Source organism: Burkholderia sp. BCC1977 (genome assembly GCF_905339595.1).
Lineage (GTDB): Bacteria > Pseudomonadota > Gammaproteobacteria > Burkholderiales > Burkholderiaceae > Burkholderia.
The window spans coordinates 1-20,121 of sequence record NZ_CAJPGQ010000070.1 but is presented as its reverse complement, the minus strand read 5'-3'; the positions used below and the strand labels follow the sequence as shown (position 1 = coordinate 20,121).

At 65.9% G+C, this 20,121-nt stretch carries 18 protein-coding genes; 12 read left to right on the top strand and 6 right to left on the bottom strand.

Translation table 11 applies throughout. The features are described from left to right. Nucleotides 1–57 precede the first annotated feature (57 nt). Nucleotides 58–1,848, bottom strand: a complete 1,791-nt coding sequence (locus U5771_RS33375; protein WP_322027889.1) for an acyl-CoA dehydrogenase — start codon at nt 1,846–1,848, stop codon at nt 58–60. 751 nt (nt 1,849–2,599) lie between these two features. Between U5771_RS33375 and U5771_RS33370 the strand changes: the two genes are divergently transcribed. The 9 genes from U5771_RS33370 to U5771_RS33330 all read left to right on the top strand — a co-directional run bounded on the left by U5771_RS33370 (nt 2,600) and on the right by U5771_RS33330 (nt 13,066). After that, nucleotides 2,600–3,730, top strand: coding sequence for a hybrid-cluster NAD(P)-dependent oxidoreductase (locus U5771_RS33370; protein ID WP_322027888.1), 1,131 nt, complete (start codon nt 2,600–2,602; stop codon nt 3,728–3,730). A gap of 123 nt (nt 3,731–3,853) precedes the next feature. Next, nucleotides 3,854–5,083, top strand: a complete 1,230-nt coding sequence (locus U5771_RS33365) for a Xaa-Pro peptidase family protein (protein ID WP_322027887.1) — start codon at nt 3,854–3,856, stop codon at nt 5,081–5,083. Nucleotides 5,084–5,137: 54 nt separating this feature from the next. Continuing rightward, on the top strand, nt 5,138–6,340 hold the full coding sequence (gene fdhA / locus U5771_RS33360; RefSeq protein ID WP_322027886.1) for a formaldehyde dehydrogenase, glutathione-independent: 1,203 nt from the start codon (nt 5,138–5,140) through the stop codon (nt 6,338–6,340). A gap of 162 nt (nt 6,341–6,502) precedes the next feature. Beyond that, nucleotides 6,503–7,093 carry a dimethylsulfoniopropionate lyase gene (locus U5771_RS33355; protein ID WP_322027885.1) on the top strand — a complete coding sequence of 197 codons (591 nt, stop codon included), beginning with the start codon at nt 6,503–6,505 and terminating at the stop codon, nt 7,091–7,093. Between the two features lie 105 nt (nt 7,094–7,198). Continuing rightward, nucleotides 7,199–7,516: a hypothetical protein gene (locus tag U5771_RS33350; protein ID WP_322027884.1), complete on the top strand. Its 318-nt coding sequence runs from the start codon at nt 7,199–7,201 to the stop codon at nt 7,514–7,516. A 208-nt stretch (nt 7,517–7,724) separates the two neighbouring features. Further along, nucleotides 7,725–9,326, top strand: coding sequence for a Re/Si-specific NAD(P)(+) transhydrogenase subunit alpha (locus U5771_RS33345; RefSeq protein ID WP_322027883.1), 1,602 nt, complete (start codon nt 7,725–7,727; stop codon nt 9,324–9,326). Between the two features lie 13 nt (nt 9,327–9,339). Next, nucleotides 9,340–10,752 carry a Re/Si-specific NAD(P)(+) transhydrogenase subunit beta gene (pntB, locus tag U5771_RS33340; RefSeq protein WP_322027882.1) on the top strand — a complete coding sequence of 471 codons (1,413 nt, stop codon included), beginning with the start codon at nt 9,340–9,342 and terminating at the stop codon, nt 10,750–10,752. A 269-nt stretch (nt 10,753–11,021) separates the two neighbouring features. Further along, a complete protein-coding gene (locus U5771_RS33335; RefSeq protein WP_322027890.1) occupies nt 11,022–12,080 on the top strand; it encodes an NAD-dependent epimerase/dehydratase family protein in 1,059 nt (352 codons plus the stop codon). After that, nucleotides 12,077–13,066 carry an AraC family transcriptional regulator ligand-binding domain-containing protein gene (locus U5771_RS33330; protein ID WP_322027881.1) on the top strand — a complete coding sequence of 330 codons (990 nt, stop codon included), beginning with the start codon at nt 12,077–12,079 and terminating at the stop codon, nt 13,064–13,066. The genes U5771_RS33335 and U5771_RS33330 overlap by 4 nt, the downstream gene beginning before the upstream one ends. A gap of 137 nt (nt 13,067–13,203) precedes the next feature. Here U5771_RS33330 and U5771_RS33325 read toward each other — a convergent pair whose 3' ends face one another. Beyond that, nucleotides 13,204–14,373, bottom strand: coding sequence for an AraC family transcriptional regulator (locus U5771_RS33325; protein WP_322027880.1), 1,170 nt, complete (start codon nt 14,371–14,373; stop codon nt 13,204–13,206). Further along, complete coding sequence (locus U5771_RS33320) at nt 14,373–16,007, bottom strand: AMP-binding protein (RefSeq protein ID WP_322027879.1); 1,635 nt, start codon at nt 16,005–16,007, stop codon at nt 14,373–14,375. Before U5771_RS33320 ends, U5771_RS33325 begins: the two co-directional genes overlap by 1 nt. A 318-nt stretch (nt 16,008–16,325) precedes the next feature. On the opposite strand from U5771_RS33320, the gene U5771_RS33315 reads away from it, so the two are divergent. Further along, nucleotides 16,326–17,426 (top strand): AraC family transcriptional regulator, encoded by a 1,101-nt coding sequence (locus U5771_RS33315; protein WP_322027878.1) that lies wholly within the window; start codon nt 16,326–16,328, stop codon nt 17,424–17,426. Nucleotides 17,427–17,537: 111 nt separating this feature from the next. Next, entirely contained in the window at nt 17,538–17,723 is a 186-nt protein-coding gene (locus U5771_RS33310; protein ID WP_322027877.1) for a hypothetical protein, read from the top strand. A gap of 456 nt (nt 17,724–18,179) precedes the next feature. On the opposite strand, the gene U5771_RS33305 is transcribed toward U5771_RS33310, so the two are convergent. Genes U5771_RS33305 through U5771_RS33295 form a run of 3 tightly spaced genes read right to left on the bottom strand, consistent with a single transcriptional unit; the run spans nt 18,180 to nt 19,725 of the window. Next, on the bottom strand, nt 18,180–18,422 hold the full coding sequence (locus U5771_RS33305; protein ID WP_322027876.1) for a hypothetical protein: 243 nt from the start codon (nt 18,420–18,422) through the stop codon (nt 18,180–18,182). After that, nucleotides 18,419–18,820, bottom strand: a complete 402-nt coding sequence (locus U5771_RS33300; RefSeq protein WP_322027875.1) for a hypothetical protein — start codon at nt 18,818–18,820, stop codon at nt 18,419–18,421. The genes U5771_RS33305 and U5771_RS33300 overlap by 4 nt, the downstream gene beginning before the upstream one ends. Then, the gene (locus U5771_RS33295; protein WP_322027874.1) at nt 18,817–19,725 is read right to left on the bottom strand and encodes an enterotoxin A family protein; all 909 of its coding nucleotides are present in this window, start codon (nt 19,723–19,725) and stop codon (nt 18,817–18,819) included. Before U5771_RS33295 ends, U5771_RS33300 begins: the two co-directional genes overlap by 4 nt. Nucleotides 19,726–19,761: 36 nt before the next feature. On the opposite strand from U5771_RS33295, the gene U5771_RS33290 reads away from it, so the two are divergent. Beyond that, a partial coding sequence (locus U5771_RS33290; RefSeq protein WP_322027873.1) for a hypothetical protein occupies nt 19,762–20,121 on the top strand: 360 nt, incomplete at its 3' end.

Here is a 20,121-nt window from a genome sequence, read left to right as displayed (position 1 = left end):
GCGAGCAAGTCCTGTGTGGTCAAAATCCTGTCTCCTCCTGCGCCCCGACCGTCACGGTCAGAACTGGTCTTCCGTCAACGCGAGCACGCTCTCGTTGCCCTTCGCGCCGACGATCGACGCTTCGAGCCCGCCTGCCTGCACGAGGACGTGTTCCGCATAGCATTGTGCGATCGCGATCTTCGCATCGAAGAACGCCGCGTCGCTCGCGCGGTTCGCGTGCGCCGCCAGCAGCGCGCGCGCCATCTGCCATCCGCACAGCACGACGCCCGCCAGCTTCAGGTACGGCACGCTGCCCGCGAACACCGCGTTCGGGTCCTGCTTCACTTGCGCGACCACGTAGTCCACCACCGCCGACAGCGAACGCACGCCCTTCTCGAGCTGCGCCTTCATCGACGCGGCCGCCGCGCCGTCGACCTTGCCGAGCGCCGCGACGGTGTCGCCGATCTCCGCGATCAGCGCCTTCGCCACCGCGCCACCGTCGCGCATCGTCTTGCGGCCGACCAGGTCGTTCGCCTGGATCGCGGTCGTGCCTTCGTAGATCGCCAGGATCCGCGCATCGCGATAGTACTGCGCGGCGCCGGTTTCCTCGATGAAACCCATCCCGCCGTGCACCTGCACGCCGAGGCTCGCCACGTCGTTCACCATCTCCGTGCTCCAGCCCTTCACGACCGGCACCAGATATTCGTAGATTGCCTGATGACGCGCCCGCGTCGCCTCGTCCGAATGGCGGTGGGCAATGTCGCTGTGCGCGGCGGCCACATAGGCCAGCGCCCGCGCGCCTTCGGTCAGCGCGCGCATCGTGCCGAGCATGCGGCGCACGTCCGGGTGATGGATGATGGTCACCGACTGCTTGGCCGACCCGTCCACCGGGCGGCTCTGCACGCGCTCCTTCGCGAATTCCGCGGCCTTCTGGTATGCGCGGTCGGCCACGCCGATCCCCTGCATCCCGACGCCGAAGCGTGCGGCGTTCATCATGATGAACATGTATTCGAGGCCGCGGTTCTCCTCGCCGATCAGGTAGCCGATCGCACCGCCATGGTCGCCGTATTGCAGCACCGCCGTCGGGCTCGCCTTGATCCCGAGCTTGTGCTCGATCGACACGCAGTGCACGTCGTTACGTGCGCCGAGCGAGCCGTCTTCGTTGACCAGGAACTTCGGCACGATGAACAGCGAAATACCCTTCACGCCTTCCGGCGCGTTCGGCGTGCGCGCGAGCACCAGGTGGACGATGTTGTCCGCCATGTCGTGCTCGCCCCACGTGATGAAGATCTTCGTGCCGAACACCTTGTACGTGCCGTCGCCCTGCGGCTCCGCGCGCGAGCGCACCAGCGCCAGGTCCGAGCCGGCCTGCGGCTCGGTCAGGTTCATCGTGCCCGTCCATTCGCCCGAGATCAGCTTCGGCACGTAGCGCTGCTTCTGTTCGTCGGTGCCGGCCGTCAGCAGCGCCTCGATCGCGCCGTCGGTGAGCAACGGGCACAGCGCGAACGACAGGTTCGACGCGTTCAGCATCTCGATGCACGGCGTCGCGATCAGCTTCGGCAGCCCCTGGCCGTCGTATTCGGCCGGATGCTGCAGACCTTGCCAGCCGCCTTCGACGAACTGGCGGAACGCGGCGCCGAAGCCCGGCGTCGCCGTCACGACGCCGTCCTTCCAGCTGCTCGGGTTGCGGTCGCCTTCGACGTTCAGCGGCGCCAGCACCTCGCCGCAGAATTTCGCGGATTCGTCGAGCACGGCCTGCGCCGTGTCGTAGCCGGCTTCCTCGAAGCCCGGCAACTGCGCAACGGTGTCGATGCCCGCGAGTTCCTTCAGCACGAACAGCATGTCCTTGACAGGGGCGTTATAGCTCATGGTCGATGTTCCAATCAGGCGGTGAATGAGGCGCGCGGCCCGGGCGGCTGCGGCAAAACCGGCCAGCGCCAGGCGACGTCGTGACCCATCGTAATGCCGCGCCGGCGGTTTTCCATTGTCATATCCGGCCCACATGGTGACAAAACCGGCCACGCGATGCGCGGGGCGATGGCGGAAACGGGCGTCGGGGCGGGAGGTTCGCGCGCCGGATTCGGTGAAAGCGACGCGCAATCGGCGTGCCCGCGGGATGGGCCGGCCGGCGGCGTGAACCGCCGGCCAAGCCGAAGATCGGGAGCAGACTGGGGAAATCGCGGACGGATGCCGGCCATGAGCGCATGCGAAGGAGCCTGGTGATGGGACGGCCTTGCATTCGACGAATGCCGACGGAATCGGTCGTCCGGGATCGGATCGCAGGGCAGGCTATCGGCGAATGCAGCGCCGGAAATCGGGGGTTAACCCTCGATTCAACCGGCATGGCATGCGGGAGATCACGCGGCAGTGGCCGGCTCTTTACCGCCGAGCCGCTGTCCGCGCGAACGCACGTCACGCATAACCTAATGTAATGGCGCCCGGAAAATAAAGCGCATTGACGCTGTTTTAGTGCACGCCAATACTCGGCGCACAGCGAAGGCAATCCGGGTAGGGAGCGAGACATCGAACGAGGCGCAATGCAGCCCCGTCGCCGAAGCCCGGCCTTCGCGAATCACAGCGCGCACGTCGAACGTGCGACGCGCCCCAAGGAAGCGATGCCATGAACTCCGTCAACACCATGTTCGATCCCGCCCACGAAGCACACGACCGTCTCTCCGATCCCGGCACCTGGGACCACACCGGAAGAACCTGGGCGAGCGGCGAGCAGCAGGTACTGACGTGCTGCCGCGTCGTCGACGAGACGCACGACGTCAGGAGCTTCGTGTTCCGCGTGGGCGACGGCTCGCCCGTCCGCTTCGAACCCGGTCAGTTCATGACGGTATCGGCGAACGTCCACGGCCAGTCGGTCGAGCGCTGCTACACGATCTCGTCGCCGCCGACCCGCCCGTATCTGCTGTCGATCACGGTCAAGCGCGTACCCGGCGGCGTCATGTCGAACTGGCTGCACGACACCATGAAGCCGGGCAGCCAGCTGCTGGCATACGGCCCGTCGGGCAGCTTCACGCCGACGGCGGCGCCCGCGCCCAAATTGCTGTATCTGTCCGCCGGCTCGGGTGTGACGCCGCTGATGTCGATGACGCGCGCGAGCATCGACCTCGGGCTCGACCTGGACATCGTGTTCGTCCACAGCGCGAGAACGCCCGCCGACATCGTGTTCCGCAAGGAGTTGCGGCGGCTCGCGGCGCTGTCGCCGCGCCTTCGCACATTCTTCATCTGTGAAGGCTTCGGCGACGAAGCGCACTGGCCGGGACCGATCGGCCGGCTCAGCCTGCCGCTGCTTGCCGAACAGGTGCCCGACTACGCCGAGCGCGAAGCATTCACCTGCGGCCCGGCCGGCTACATGAGCGCGGTCCGCGACGTGCTGCGCAGCGGCGGACACGATCCCGCGCGCTATCACCAGGAAAGCTTCGACATCGGCGCCGGCGTCGCGTCGGCACCGGCCGCACCGGCATGCGAGGCGTCGTCGGAAACCTTCACGATCAAGCTGTCGCGCTCGTCGAGGACCTTCACGATGAACGCCGCCGACACCGTGCTGTCGGCGGCGAGAAAGGCCGGCGTCGCGATTCCGTCGTCCTGCAGCCAGGGCATCTGCGGCACCTGCAAGACCAAGGTGCTAGAAGGCACGGTCGACATGCGGCACAACGGCGGGATTCGCGACCGGGAAGTCCAGAAGGGCTTCCGGCTGCTGTGCTGCAGCCGCCCGACGTCGGACCTCGTGCTGGAGCTGTAGTCCGGCGGCAAACAGCGCGCACGACACGGTCGCGGGCCTTTCCGCACGTGTCCGGATCGATCCGCCGCGCACACGCCCCGTTCCCTGCAAACGCACCATCGGAACCATTCCAGGAGGCACAGTATGGCCGGCGATCAGCGCCTTGACGTAAGCAGTGCTACGTATCGTGAAGACAAGCACACGATTCTGCGCGACGTGCGCGCATACCGACTGACCCGGGTTCAGGAACAGCTGCTCGCGCACAAGATTCCGGCGATCCTGCTGTACGACCCGGTCAACATCCGCTACGCGACCGATACGTCGAACATGCAGGTGTGGGCCGGGCGCAACCCCGCGCGCTACGTGATGGTGTTCGCGAACGGACACATCGTCGCGTGGGAGTTCCACAGCAGCGAACACGTGTGGGACGGACTGAATCTCGATGTGGAATTTCGCGGCGCCGTCAGCTGGACCTACTTCAACGCCGGCCCCGATGCGGAGCAGCGTGCCGAAACATGGGGCGCCGGGATCGTCGACGTGTTCCGCAAGCATGCGCCGGGCGAACGCTTCCTGGCCGTCGATCGGCTCGACCCGCTCGGCACCGCGTACCTGATGAAGCACGGACTCACGCTGACTGACGGCCAGGCACTGATGGAAACCGCCCGGCTCATCAAGTCATCCGGCGAACTCGTATTGATCGGCGAATCGCTGCGCACCGCCGAGAAAGGGATCGAGCGGATGCGCCGCGAACTGCGCCCGGGCCTGACCGAGAACGACATCTGGGCGAACCTCCACGACGAGAACATCCGCCACGGCGGCGAATGGATCGAAACGCGCCTGCTGGCGTCCGGCGACCGGACCAATCCGTGGATGCACGAATGTTCGTCGCGGGTGCTGCAGGCGGGCGACCTGCTCGCGTTCGACACCGACATGGTCGGGCCGAACGGTTACTGCTCGGACATCTCCCGCACCTGGCTCGTCGGCGACGGCCGTCCGTCGGACGAACAGCGCAAGCTGTACGAATACGCTTACGCGCAGGTTCATTTCAACATGGATCTGCTGCGGCCCGGGATGACGTTCCGCGAATTCTCGGAAAAGGCATGGAAGATCCCCGACCCGTTCGTGAAGAACCGCTACTGCTGCCTCGCGCACGGGATCGGGATGGTCGACGAGTATCCGGCGATCGCGCATCAGGTCGACTGGGAGAGCTCCGGTTACGACGGCCGGTTCGAGGTCGGCATGACCGTCTGCGTCGAAAGCTACATCGGCGCGGAAGGCGGCACCCAGGGCGTCAAGCTCGAACAGCAGGTGGTGCTGACCGAGCACGGCTGCGTGTCGCTGACCGACTGCGGCTTCGAAACCGACTGGCTGTAACGCTTCACGGAAGGCGTCGCCTTCCGTCCCATTACCATCACATCGGGAGACACCATGTCAGGCAATCGTGGCGTTGTTTATGTCGGTCCGGGGAAGGTCGAGGTACGCAGCATCGCCTTCCCGGACCTCGTTGATCCTTCGGGCCGCAAAGCGAATCACGGCGTCATTCTTCGCGTGGTCGCCACCAACATCTGCGGCTCTGACCAGCACATGGTGCGCGGCCGGACGACGGCACCGTCGGGGCTCGTGCTCGGTCATGAAATCACCGGCGAAGTCGTCGAGGTCGGCTCCGACGTAATGACGCTGAAGAAGGGTGACCTGGTGTCCGTGCCGTTCAACGTCGCGTGCGGCCGCTGCCCGATGTGCAAGGCACAGAACACGGGCGTGTGCCTCAACGTGAACCCGGCGCGCGCGGGCGGCGCCTATGGTTACGTTGACATGGGCGGCTGGATCGGCGGGCAGGCCGAGTACGTGATGGTGCCGTATGCGGACTTCAACCTGCTCAAATTCCCGGACCGCGACCGCGCGATGGAGAAGATCCGCGACCTCACGTGCCTGTCCGACATCCTGCCCACCGGCTATCATGGCGCCGTGACCGCGGGTGTCGGGCCGGGCTCGACCGTCTATGTCGCCGGCGCCGGCCCGGTCGGGCTCGCGGCCGCCGCTTCCGCGAAACTGCTCGGCGCGGCCGTCACGATCATCGGCGACGTGAATCCGCTACGACTCGAACACGCGCGGCGCGTCGGCTTCGAAACTGTCGATCTCTCGGAAGACGCGTCGCTCGCCGAGCAGATTGCCGGCCTGCTCGGCGAACCGGAAGTCGACTGCGCGATCGATTGCGTCGGCTTCGAAGCGCGCGGCCACGGTCACGCCGGCTCGCAGGCGGAGGCACCCGCCACGGTGCTGAACTCGCTGATGGAAATCACGCGCGCCGCCGGCAGGATCGGCATCCCCGGCCTGTACGTGACAGACGATCCCGGTGCGGTCGACGCCGCGGCGAAGCACGGCAGCCTGTCGGTGCGCTTCGGTCTCGGCTGGGCGAAGTCGCATTCGTTCTTTACCGGCCAGACGCCGGTGATGAAGTACAACCGCAACCTGATGCAGGCGATTCTGTGGGATCGGCTGAATATCGCCGAAGTCGTCAACGTGACCGTCATCGATCTCGACAATGCGCCGAGCGGTTATGCGGCGTTCGATTCGGGCGTGCCGAAGAAATTCGTCATCGATCCGCATGGCAGCCTGAAGGCGGCGGCGTGATGCGCCGTCGATAGCGACACGTGCCGCGGGCCGGACGGCAACCGCGGCGCGTGCATGGCGGCCGCCGCCAAATCGGCCGCCCTTTTTTCACCGTCCGGGCCGGCGGTTTCTGCATAGAATTTCGTCTCATCAGGCCACGCAAGCGCGGGAGCAAAAACCAGGATGAGTGAACGCCCGAAAAACATCGCGGATTTCGTCCGGGTCGCCGGCGAGCTGTTCCAGTCGGACAGGCTTCCGCCCACCGCGCGCGCGTTCGCGCCGCAGGTATTCGCACGGCTGCGGAAGCCGTCGGACAACGGAACGCGGCTCGCGGTGCGATACCCCGCCTGCGAATGGCTCGACCCGGCGCTCGCGTCGGTCGCACGTATCAACCCGACGTTCGCCACCGTCGCCCGGCTGATCAAGTCGCTCGAACCCGTGGTCGGATGGTCGCGTCGCACGTCGGGCAAGGACGGCAGCCCGAACTACATCGACGGGCACGTGAACGGGATGATCTGCGGGCCCGGCGGCGCGGAAAGCCGCGACGACATTCAGCTCGGCTTCTCGTTGATGATGCCGGACGTGAGATATCCCGATCATGGTCACGCGCCGGAGGAAGCGTACGTGCTCATGACCGCCGGTGAATTCCGGCAGCGCAACGGCGAATGGTTCGATCCCGGTATCGGTGGCGGCATCCACAACCCGCCCGGCGCGCTGCACGCGATGCGCTCCGGCGATGCGCCGTTCCTCGCGATATGGTGCCTGCTGAATTGATCCGACGATCGTGATGATGCGCAGACGGATCCGTCTGCGGCCAGCGCCCAGCCATCTACCTACCGGTCGGTCTGGATTGTTTCAAGCCGCTGTTGAACGGTACGCATGCGCTTCACGATCGGCCGGATCGTGCCGGCGTGCGTGAAAACGATTCAACGCCTGCTCGAATCGTCAGCTTCCGTGTACGCCGACGAAATCACCCCACGGAGGGCGAGCCGGCCACGCAACGAGCGGCGAGATCATCGACGGGAAGCCGGCCATGGGAACCGGCAAAGGAAGCCGGTTATGGGACGCCATGCCGTACCATCCGCGCGGCGGCCGGCTCACGCGGCAGCACCGCACCGCATCGCATCGCGCAAGCGGCAGTCCGATCGCATCGTCAACATCCGTTCGGCCGACGCGATTTTCGACGCACGTGGATAAAACACAACAGTACAACGGAAGACGCGCCCGATACGCTCGCTTACTCGATGGCGCCGTCGTTATGGGGCATACTCTATTCGCGCCCAGCGAACGGTCGTTCTATTTTCAACGCAACCCCTCGCGCGCACCACTAAACACGCACATGATTCTGGTACCTTGACGCACCGGCCCGAGCGCATCGCGATGGCCATCACCCATCTTTCACACTATGACATTACAGATTGGGATTCCTCTGGAGACAGCCACCGGCGAACGGCGCGTTGCGACCGTGCCCGAGGTGGTCGAGAAACTGATCAAGCTGGGGTTTTCGGTGGCCGTCCAAAGCGGCGCCGGTGCCGGCGCGAATTTTGACGACGACACGTACCGCGCGGCCGGCGCGAGCATCGCCGCCACCGCGGCCGAGCTCTGGTCCGGCAGCGACATCGTGTTCAAGGTGCGCCCGCCGGGCGCGGACGAAGTCGCGCTGATGCGCGAAGGCGGCACGCTGATCGGCTTCGTGTGGCCCGCGCAGAATCCGGAGCTGATGCAGCAGCTGGCCGCGAAGCGCGCCACCGTGCTGGCGATCGATTCGCTGCCGCGCACGCTGTCGCGCGCACAGAAGATGGACGCGCTCACGTCGATGGCCGGCATCAGCGGCTATCGCGCGGTGATCGAGGCCGCGCATGCGTTCGGCCGCTTCCTGAACGGCCAGGTCACGGCGGCCGGCAAGATCCCGCCGGCCAAGGTCTTCATCGCCGGCGCCGGTGTGGCCGGTCTGGCCGCGATCGGCACCGCCGCGAGCCTCGGCGCGATCGTTCGCGCGAACGACACGCGCGCCGAGGTGGCCGACCAGGTCAAGTCGCTGGGCGGCGAGTTCGTCAAGGTCGACTACGAAGAGGAAGGCTCGGGCGGCGGCGGTTACGCGAAGGTGATGAGCGAAGGCTTCCAGCAGGCGCAGCGCGCGATGTATGCGCAGCAGGCCAGCGACGCCGACATCATCATCACCACCGCGCTGATCCCCGGCAAGCCCGCGCCGAAGCTCATCACCGCCGAGATGGTGCGGTCGATGAAGCCCGGCAGCGTGATCGTCGACATGGCCGCCGAACAGGGCGGCAACTGCGAACTCACGGTGCCCGGCGAGGCGGTGGTGCGCCACGGCGTGACCATCGTCGGCTATACCGATCTCGCGTCGCGCCTGTCGCGGCAGTCGTCCACGCTGTACGGGACCAACCTGCTGCGCGTGATCGAGGAGCTGTGCAAGACCAAGGACGGCAAGATCAACGTCGACTTCGACGACGACGCGATCCGCGGCCTCACCGTCATCAAGGAAGGCAACGTCACGTGGCCGCCGCCGCCGATCAAGCAGGCGGCCGTCGCGCCCAAGCCCCCGGCCGCCGTGCCCGCGGCGGCCGCGCCGGCGAAGTCCAAAGGCCACGGCCACAGCGGCGAGCCGATGTCGGCCAAGGCGCTCGCGATCGTGTTCGCGATCGGCGCGCTGGCGTTCCTGCTGGTCGGCCAGTTCGCGCCGGCCAGCTTCCTGTCGCACTTCACGGTGTTCGTGCTCGCGTGCTTCGTCGGCTACATGGTGATCTGGAACGTCACGCCGTCGCTGCACACGCCGCTGATGAGCGTGACCAACGCGATCTCGTCGATCATCGCGATCGGGGCACTCGTGCAGATCGCACCGCCGCTGGGCGAGCTGGCCAACGCCGGCGATCGTCCGTCCGGGCTGATCCTCGGTCTCGCGGTGGGCGCGCTCACGCTCACGGCCGTCAACATGTTCGGCGGCTTCGCGGTGACGCGGCGCATGCTGGCGATGTTCCGCAAATAAGGGGACAACAATAATGACTTCCAACCTGACTACCGTCTCCTATATCGGCGCCGCGATCCTGTTCATCCTCAGCCTCGGCGGGCTCGCGAACCCCGAAACCGCGCGCCGCGGCAACCTGCTCGGCATGATCGGCATGCTGATCGCCGTGCTGGCCACCGTGGCCGGTCCGCGCGTGTCGGCCGCGGGCATTCCGTACGTGATCGCCGCGCTGGTCGTCGGCGGCGCCGTCGGCCTGTACGCCGCGAAGAAAGTGCAGATGACGCAGATGCCGGAACTGGTCGCGCTGATGCACAGCCTGGTCGGTCTCGCAGCCTGCCTGGTGGGCTTCGCCAGCTACATCGACACGTCGCTGCAGTTCACCGGCGCCGAGAAGGCCATCCACGAAGTGGAGATTTATGTCGGCATCCTGATCGGTGCCGTCACCTTCGCGGGCTCGATCATCGCGTTCGGCAAGCTGTCGGGCAAGATCGGCGGCAAGCCGCTGCTGCTGCCGGCGCGGCACTGGATGAACCTCGCCGCGCTGCTGATCGTGATCTACTACGGCCGCGCGTTCCTGCATACGGAAAGCATCCAGGACGGCATGCTGCCGCTCGTCGTGATGACGGTGATCTCGCTGCTGTTCGGCGTGCACATGGTGATGGCGATCGGCGGCGCGGACATGCCGGTCGTGGTGTCGATGCTGAACAGCTATTCGGGCTGGGCGGCGGCGGCCACCGGCTTCATGCTCGGCAACGACCTGCTGATCGTGATCGGCGCGCTGGTGGGCTCGTCGGGTGCGATCCTGTCGTACATCATGTGCCGCGCGATGAACCGCAACTTCATCAGCGTGATCGCGGGCGGCTTCGGCAGCGGCGCGGGCGCGCCGGCGACAGCCGGCGGCGGTGCGCAGCCGGCCGGCGAAGCGGTCGCGGTGAGCGCGATGGAAACGGCCGAGCTGCTGCGCGAAGCGAAGCGCGTGATCATCGTACCCGGCTATGGGATGGCCGTTGCACAGGCTCAGCACACGGTGTTCGAACTGACGAAGCTGCTGCGCGAGAAGGGCGTCGACGTGCGTTTCGCGATCCACCCGGTGGCGGGCCGCATGCCGGGGCACATGAACGTGCTGCTGGCCGAAGCGAAGGTGCCGTACGACATCGTGCTCGAGATGGACGAGATCAACGGCGACTTCCCCGAGGCCGACGTGTCGATGGTGATCGGCGCGAACGACATCGTGAACCCCGCCGCGCAGGACGACCCGTCGAGCCCGATCGCCGGCATGCCGGTGCTGGAAGTGTGGAAGGCGAAGACCTCGATCGTGATGAAGCGCAGCATGGCGTCCGGCTATGCGGGCGTCGACAATCCGCTGTTCTACAAGGACAACAACCGCATGTTGTTCGGCGACGCGAAGTCGATGCTCACGGAAATCTTCGGTGCGCTGAAAGCCTGAGTACGGCCACGCGCGTGGAGCGGGCAGCGAGCCGCTCCAGCGCCGCGTGGCCTCGCTCTGTCGTCACGGATGTCGGGACCGAGGCGTTGTCCTCACCCGGCATCCCGCCCTTTTCCCCTTCGACGCGCCCCCTTCCGTAGTCCGCCGCCCCCCTCGATCGACGACCAACGCCTGGCGCACCTTGCATATCGATTGGCGCGCATTGCGAGTTACTCGCCATCGAAAAAGCGGCATCATGTTCTTCATCTTCCGTCACGGAACCCGAGATGATGAACATCGATACCGACCTGCCGGTGATGGTGACCGGCGCTACCGGCTACGTCGCCGGCTGGCTCGTGCAACGCTTGCTCGAAGCCGGCCTGACGGTGCATGCGGCCGTCCGCCATCCCGACGCCCCGGACAAGCTCGAGCATCTGCAGCGCATCGCGGCCGGCAAACCCGGCAAGATCCGCTATTTCCGCGCCGACCTGCTCGAACCGGGCTCGTATGCGGAAGCGATGGCAGGCTGCGGGACCGTATTCCATACCGCATCGCCGTTCACCGTGACCGTTCGCGATCCTCAGAAAGAGCTGGTCGATCCGGCGCTGCTCGGCACGCGCAACGTGCTCGAGACGGTGAACCGCACGCCGTCGGTGCGGCGCGTCGTGCTGACCAGCAGCTGCGCCGCGATCTACGGCGACAACGCCGATCGCGACACGGCGCCGAACGGCGTGTTCACCGAGGCGATCTGGAATACCAGTTCGTCGCTCGAACACCAGCCGTATTCGTATTCGAAGACGGTGGCCGAACGCGAAGCGTGGAAGATCGCCCGCGCGCAGCAGCGCTGGGATCTCGTGACCGTCAATCCGTCGCTCGTCATCGGGCCGGGCATCAATCCGTACGCGACATCGGAAAGCTTCGAGATCGTCCGGCAGATGGGCAACGGTACGATGAAAATGGGGGCGCCGGACCTCGGCATCGGCGCGGTCGACGTGCGCGACCTGGCCGACGCACACCTGCGCGCCGCGTTCCTGCCGGACGCGAACGGCCGCTACATCGTGTCGGCGCACGACACGAGCCTGCCGGCCCTGGCGGCCACGCTGCTCGAACGGTATGGCGCCGACTACCCGATCCCGCGCCGCATCCTGCCGAAGTGGCTCGTATGGCTGGTCGGCCCGCTGGCGAACAAGAGCGTGACGCGCCGCATCGTCGCCCGCAACGTCGGCGTTCCGTGGCGCGCCGACAATCGCCGCAGCCGCGACGAACTCGGGATCCGCTACCGCCCGCTCGCCGAGTCGATGAACGACTTCTTTCAGCAGTTGATCGAAACCGGACAGTTGCGGCGATGAACCGCTTCGTGATTTCTCCCGGCCTGCAGGTGATGCTGGTCGACCTCGGCGTGCACGTCGACGAGTTGCTGCCGCGCGCGCAGTTGCCCGCCGATCTCTTCACGCGCGCGAAGTGCGAGCTGACGACCGCCGAATATTTCCGCTTGTGGCGCACGCTCGACGACATGGTCGACCATCCGGCGCTGCCGCTGCGCGTGCTCGATTTCCTGTCGGTCGAGGCGTTCGACCCGCCGCTGTTCGCGGCACTGTGCAGCCCGAACCTCGACGTCGCGATCCGGCGCATCGGCGAATTCAAGCCGTTGATCGGCCCGCTCCGTCTGCGCGTGAAGCACGACGCCGACGCGCTCGTGCTCGCCGTCGATTTCATCGAGCGCGACGTGCCGCCGCCCGCCACGCTGATCGCCGCCGAACTCGGTTTCTTCGTGAAGCTGGCGCGCATCGGCACGCGCACCGAGCTGTCCGCGCGGGCGGTCACCCTGCCGCGCGACCTCGCGCCGCATCATGGCTATGCAGCATTTTTCGGCGTGACGCCGCGGTATGGCGACGCGCCGTCCGTGAGCGTGTCGCTGCACGATGCGCGCCGCCCGTTCGTGACGGCGAACGACGCGATGTGGCAGATCTTCGAGCCCGACCTGCGGCGGCGCCTCGACGCGCTGTCGGCCGACGCCGGCATCGCCGAGCGCGTGCGCGCCGCGCTGCTGGAACTGATTCCCGGCGGCGTCGGCACGGTCGACGACGTCGCACGCACGCTCGCGATCAGCCCGCGCACGCTGCAGCGGCGACTCGGCGGCGAAGGCACCAGCTTCAAGGCGATTCTTGCGGAAGTGCGCGAGCGGCTGGCGCGCCACTACCTCGATCACTCCGACCTGCCGTACAGCCAGATCGCGTTCCTGCTCGGCTATCAGGATCCGAACTCGTTCTTCCGCGCGTTCAGCGACTGGACCGGCATGACGCCCGATGCCGCGCGTTCGCGGGCCGGGCATTGACGGTCGAGCCGGCGCAGCGATGACGCGTGCCCGATACGAAGCGCGCTGCCCGCACGACGACGCGCGCCGCGACGGGGAGCCGTCCATGGGAGCGCACGAAGGATCCCGGTTATGGGAGCGCGTTTGAAAACACCGCGCTACGCGCGCCGCCGGTAAGTTCCCGGCGTGCTGCCCGTCCAGTGGCGGAACGCGCGATGGAACGCGCTCGGATCGTCGAAGCCGATATCGGCGCCGATCGCCGCGATCGTGTCGAGCGTGTCGGTGAGGCGCTGGATCGCGATGTCGCGCCGCAGTTCGTCCTTGAGCGCCTGGAACGTCGTGCCTTCCGAGGCGAGATGGCGGCTCAGCGTGCGCACCGAGCAATGCAGATGCTCGGCCGCCTGGTCGATCACCGGCAGATCGGGCAGCGCCGCCGACAGGTATTGCCGCACGCGATGGCACACGAGCTGTTCGCTGAACGATTCGAAGATCCAGTCGCCCGGCGCGCGCGCGAGGAACTTGCGCAGGTTGCGCTTGCTCTGCCGGATCGGCGCGTCGAGGTAGTCGGCGCTGAAGCGCATCAGCGTGCGTTCGCAGTCGAACTGCACGGAGCCGGAGAAGAAGTACAGGTGCTCGACCGCATGGCGCGGCCGCGGGCACGCGAGCTCGATCTGCAGCAGCGGGATCTTCTGTCCGATCAGCCAGGAACACACGCCGTGCACGAGCTTGAGCATCAGCTCCTGGCCGAGCGCGCCGATCGGACCGACGGCCGGATTCGGCCGCAGCAGCACCTGCGCGACCAGACCGTCGCGCTTCGATTCGACGAAGAAGTCGTCGAGCAGGATATGGAAGAACTGGCCGAACCGATGCAGCGCCGTTTCGAGGTTGCGCGCATCGAGCAGGCTCAGGCACAGGTACTTCAGCGTGCCGCCGCGCAGCGGGCGCGAGAAGATGCCCGGCATCTCGTCGTCGAGGTCGATCGCGAGCGTGCGGTACAGCGTCGAGAACTGCTCTTCCGTCACGCGCGCATGCGGCTCGCCAAGCAGCTCGAGCGGAATGCCGGCCCCACGCAGGTAGCGTTCGACCACGTCGCGCTGCGCGCCCGCGCTCGCCAGAAAACCGTTGACGAGCGAGATCGGCACCGTCGCGCTCGGCGACGGCAGCGCACGCCCGGGCTGGGCGGAAGGTGAGTCTGAACCGGTCATCGCGTCCCCGTCGATCGAACCGCTCGCATTGTACTTGAGCGGCCCAAGCCGGGCCTTCGGGACGTTCGCGGCGTTCGCCATGCCGGCCCGCGCGCTTCCGGGCGCGCGGCGCTTCGGCGCCATCAGTCGACGCGGCTGAGTTCCCGGCGCAGGATCTTGCCGACCGTCGACTTCGGCAGCCGGTCGACCACGCGGATCAGCTTCGGCACCTTGTAGGCCGCGAGGTTCGCGCGGCAATGCGCGACGAGCTCCGCTTCCGTCACGGCCGCGTCCGACGCGAGCACCACGAACAGCTTGACGGCCTCGCCGGTACGCTCGTCGGGCACGCCGATGCACGCGCATTCGGCCACGCCCGGCAGCGCGGTCGCGACCGCTTCCACCTCGTTCGGATACACGTTGAAGCCCGACACGATGATCATGTCCTTCTTGCGGTCGACGATCTTCAGGAAGCCGGCCGCGTCGAACACGCCGATGTCGCCGGTGCGGAAGTAGCCGTCCGCGGTGAACGCCGTCGCGTTCGCTTCCGGCTTCCGCCAGTAGCCGCCCATTACCTGCGGCCCCTGCACGCAGATCTCGCCCGCTTCGCCGATCGCCACCTCGCGATCCTGGTCGTCCAGCAGCTTCACGTCGGTCGACGGCAGCGGCAGGCCCGTCGTGCCGGAGAACGCGTCGACCGACTGCGGGTTGAACGTGACCACCGGCGACGTCTCCGACAGCCCGTACCCTTCGCGGATGAAATTGCCCGTCACCGCCTTCCAGCGCGCGGAGATCACGTCGATCACCGCCGCGCCGCCGCCGGCCGACAGCTTCAGCCGCGACCAGTCGACGTCCTTCAGCCGCGGGTGACCCGCGAGCCCCGCATACAGCGTATTGACGCCGACGAACACCGACGGCCGCGCGGCCTTCAGCACGCCGATGAAGCCGTCCATGTCGCGCGGATTCGCGACGAGCCAGTTCTCCGCGCCGATCGCGAAGTAGGACAGGAAGTTCACCGTCAGCGCGAAGATGTGATACAGCGGGATCGCCGTGACGACGACCTCCTCGCCCGGCTGCCGTGCTGCCGGCACGATCGCGCCGAACTGCTCGATGTTCGCGACCAGGTTGCGGTGCGACAGCGCGGCCCCCTTCGACAGCCCGGTCGTGCCGCCCGTGTATTGCAGCAGCAGCAGATCGGCGCCGCCGAGCGCGACCGGCTCGAATGCGAGCGATTCGCCGGCGGCGAGTGCGTCCGCGAGCGGGATCGAGCCGGGCGGCAGCGCGTCGCACGCGCCGGCCGGCGCATCGACGACGCCGAGATCGCCGCGGCCCACGCTCAGCACGGTCCGGATGCGCGTCTTGCCGACCACGTCGGCGAACGTGCCCATCGATCCGCCGCACACCACGGCCACTTCGACGCCCGCGTCGTTGAGCTGGTGTTCGAGCTCGTGCGCGGTGTAGAACGGGTTCACGTTGACCTGGATCGCGCCGAGCCGCGCGACCGCGACCGTCGCCACCGGAAACGCGAGTACGTTCGGCAGCATCACCGCCACGCGGTCGCCCTTGCGCACGCCCACGACCTGCTGCAGGTATGCGGCGAGCGCGGCCGACAGGCGGTCGACGTCGGCGTAGGTCAGCGTGCGGCCGAGCGCGCGGAACGCGGGGCGATCGGCGAAGCGGTGCATCGCGTCGTCCAGCAGCGCGGTTACGGAAGGAAAGCGATCGGGATCGATCTCGGCGGGGATCGAGCCATACGACTCGATCCAGTGTCTCTTCGTCATGTCCTGCTCCTCGGGGAAGGCGCCGGGCAGCGCCGTTCGCACGGCGGCCCGCGCACCGCATGCGCATGGGCCGTCGCCTGACCGGCGACTATCGCCCGCCGAAGGCACTTTGAAAATGATCCGGCCGGTCGAAAAGATGATCGAAACGGACACGCGGGGGTGCGGCGGGCGACCTGTCTCGGCTTGCGCTCGCGCGTCGGTTTGCCCTTGCCGGACCATGGAAGCCCTTGCACATCAGGGTGAACCCTATGGCGCGCCCGGGCGTTCCGGCGCAGAATCGCGAACCCGGAACGGTATCGAATCGGACGCAGAACCCCCATGCCGCGCAGTGCGCTCTTGACCCCGACGGCCGCCGGCGCCGCCCCGCTGCCGGACGCCCCGCTCGCCCACGCGCCGCGCGAGAAGCGCTTCTCGCCGGCCAAGCTGGCCGTGCTCGTCGGCGTCGCGCAGGAACGCGGGCTCGACCCGACGGCCGTGCTCGACGGCACCGGCCTGTCGCCCGACGCCGTCGCCGATCCGTTCACGCTCACGTCGTCGCTGCAGTTCCTGACCGCCGCGCGCAACGCGATCGGCCGCTACGACGGCACCGATCTCGGCGTGCGCGTCGGCCGCCGGCTGCATGCGTCGAGCTACGGGATGTACGGCTACGCGATGCTGTGCTCGGAATCGCTCGCGCATGCGTTCGATTCCGCCGTCAAATATCACCAGCTCGCGAACGGCATGCTCGCGATCCGCTGGGTCGAACAGGGCGACACGGCATCGTGGCTGTTCCCCGATCCGCACGAAGCCGCGCTGCCCGCGCCGGACCTGCCGCTGTACCGCTTCCTGATCGACATGCAGTTCGCGCTGCACGTGACGATCATCAAGGACGTGATGGGCGCGTGGTGCGTGCCGGCCCGCGCGCAGTTCGCACAGCCGGAGCCGGCGCATGCGGCACAGCTCGCCGATGCGCTCGAATGCCCGATCGCGTTCGACCAGCCGCACCATGTGTTGAGCTATCCGGCCGCGTGGCTCGCGCGCGCGCCGCAGCTCGCGAACCCGATCACCGCCGCGCAGGTGTCGTCGCACTGCGCGCGCCTGCTCGACGAACTGCGCAGCCAGGCCGGCGTCACGCGGCGCGTGTACCAGGAACTCACGCGCACGCCCGGGCAGTTTCCGGACATCGACGCGATCGCCGACATCCTGTGCATGACGTCGCGCACGCTGCGCCGCAAGCTCGACGCCGAAGGCACGTCGTACAGCGCGCTGCTGACGAGCGTGCGCAAGGCGCTTGCGATCGATTACCTGAGCACCACCACGCTCAGCACCGAGGACATCGCGCTGACGCTCGGCTTCAGCGACGCGGTGGGGTTCCGCCACGCGTTCAAGCGCTGGACCGGCACGACGCCGAGCGAGGTGCGGCGCAAGCGTGGGGGGTAGGGGCGTGATCCGCTTTAGGAATCTTGGTCCGGAAATCCCAAACAGATCAAAGTTTTCATCGAAGTCCGCCGTGCACACGCGCAAGGCGGACGGGTTCGGCTGACCACCGACATGCTGCCGGATCTGGCCGACGAACTCGGAACCAGCGTCACGGAACTGATTGGCGAACCGGCCCACCTTCCGGCTAAACCCGGTCCCGCGTCACGGTTGCAGCAGCAGGTCGACGCCATCAGCCAACTCCCGCGCTCCAAGCAGAAGCTCGCCTCCGACCTGCTCGATACCGTGCTCGCGCGGTAGGCCAGCCTTCTCTTTAGCCGCTCACTTCGAGCCGCTCTTCTCCCCACGCGACTGCCGGGGTTGGGGAAGCTATTTTTTATTTCTACAAAGACAGCAGCCAATCGGATTCGACCAACGAAGGCCATTCGACGCCGCGCATCAAACACGATGTGGTGCAATCAGCACCGCGTCCGCAAGCCCTGTAATACGTTCTAGCACCACGCGCCTATCCTGCAAGAGCGTCCTTTGCTCCTCGCACGAACGCAACCAGAACACGACACGCACGTGGGCACACGTCGATGGAACACCGAGGGAACATCACGGCACCACCATCCCGGTTTCCAAAGGGCTGCGCCCTTTGGGCACGATATGGTTCGGCAATGCGTCGGCATTTCCGTAAACATATCCGTCGTGCCTGTCGTTTTCTGTCGGGCGACATCCGGGATACAGGTCGGAGACACGATCGATACACAAGGGTCACGAGTTCCCTGGACTCGTCGTCGTATCGATTTTTGAGTGACCGGGTTGATACTTTGGGTTCTCCACAAAATCGCCAGTGAGATTGCCATTCGAATCAACCTTCCACGCACCGACGACCGCCTCTGGCGGAACATACTCCGTCGGCCCATACGCTCCCTCGATCTTGTAGACCCAACCATTTGGATTCGCTCGGGCAGCCTGCACAACATCGGGCGTGATCTCATGCTTCACATCGTTCATTTCAAACTCCTAAGCCATGACTCATAGGCAGATCGTTGTTCGTCGACGCTGCAAACCTGATCGATAGCAGCGCCGCCGAAAATATCAACCAGATCTTCACGTCGTGCCTGTTCACTCTCGCGCAACAGATAGATTTTTTTCCCCAGCCCCATCTGTAACATCATTCTTGATGGGTAAGCATCTTTGCGGGCACCGTTGCACAACAGGAAGTAGCCCTTCGGTTCGATCACGCGCCGGTACGACGTTATCGCATCAAACAAGCTTCCTTCCCTAAATGTCAGCACACCAAATGTTCCATTTCTGAAAGTTACAGAGACAGGTACACCATCTGTGTACTCAATCTCACAGACATCACTCTTACCAGAAACAGTCGCGATTTCTACTTCAACAAAAATCATGGCTTATACCCGTAATACAACGGATTTCGTATGAACGGACCAACAAAGCGCCCGGTATCTCCAACCAAACGAGCACCCATGATGTCCGTTGAATTGACGCCGCCCGGTACCGCGATTTCAACTTCATGCGGGAATGGACTGCGAGAACCGAGGACTGTATTCACGTCAACTCCTTGGGGTTGCACGCGTACTGTATAAACATACCCACCGCCCTGCATGTCAGCGAAGTCGCGTGCAACATTTGCAGATTTCGACGTAGACACAAATATACTAGGCTCGTTTTGAAGCGCATAGGCATGGAGATCAGTGCTTGTTCCAAGGGGGCGAAGACCTTCGTTAAATATAACGTCTGGCGATCGCCCATCTCCGCGAAAAACAAACCCGCCTCTCGGAGAATTTCCTGGAGCGACATCAGCCACACGGGCAGCCCCCGTCGCCAGCCCACCGTTATCAACCGAATAGGCCAAAATTCCGGACTTTGCTGCATAGCTCTCGACAATCGGTCCGGCCGCTGGCACGGCCCATACCAGACCCTTGCGCGCTGCTCCGACCATCGGTGTCGCTCCGGCCGCCATACCCAATTCAGTCAGCGCGGCTCCACCATAGCTACCATCCGACACCTGCTGCGCAAAGGCACTGCGCCAACCACCCGTCGCTCCGCTCGCTGCGGAATACACGTCTCGATATTGATTGCTCAGTTCGATCAGCGGATCGGCAATGAACTCGCCCACCGCTCGCACGCCCGCTCCGATCTTTTCCGACAACGGGGCCGGCGCCTCGAACACGCTACGGCGATCACCTGCGAACCCGCGCCAGAATCCACCGTCCGTTTCCGTCAGCACCGGGATCGATTTGAGCGGCGGCCCGCCTGGAATCTCGACCGCCGGCACATACGGCGTCGGCACCGGATACGCAACCGCACTCGTCGGCCATTCGAATCAATGATCGATGCGCTGCTCGACGACGCCATCAAGCGCAGTGCCTGCTCCGTCGACAGCCCAAGGCTCGCTGCGGTCGAATCAAACGAACTGCTTGCCGGTTGCAATCGAGCATTGGCTGACCACGCGAACTGCTTGCCAGGATCGACCGGATACGCGTCCTGCACCATCGCATTGACGTCGCCGCCGACGCCGTACAGCGAGCTCGTGCTGGTCCCATTTTTCCCGATGGATGCACCTTGGACTTGGTCCACCACCATATTGCCAAAACAGGTGTCTTTGACGCGAACTTCCCTCTTAAAGAGCGCAAACCCTTATAGCACAAGGCTCTCCGGCCCATCAATACGGCGAGGGGTATTTTTT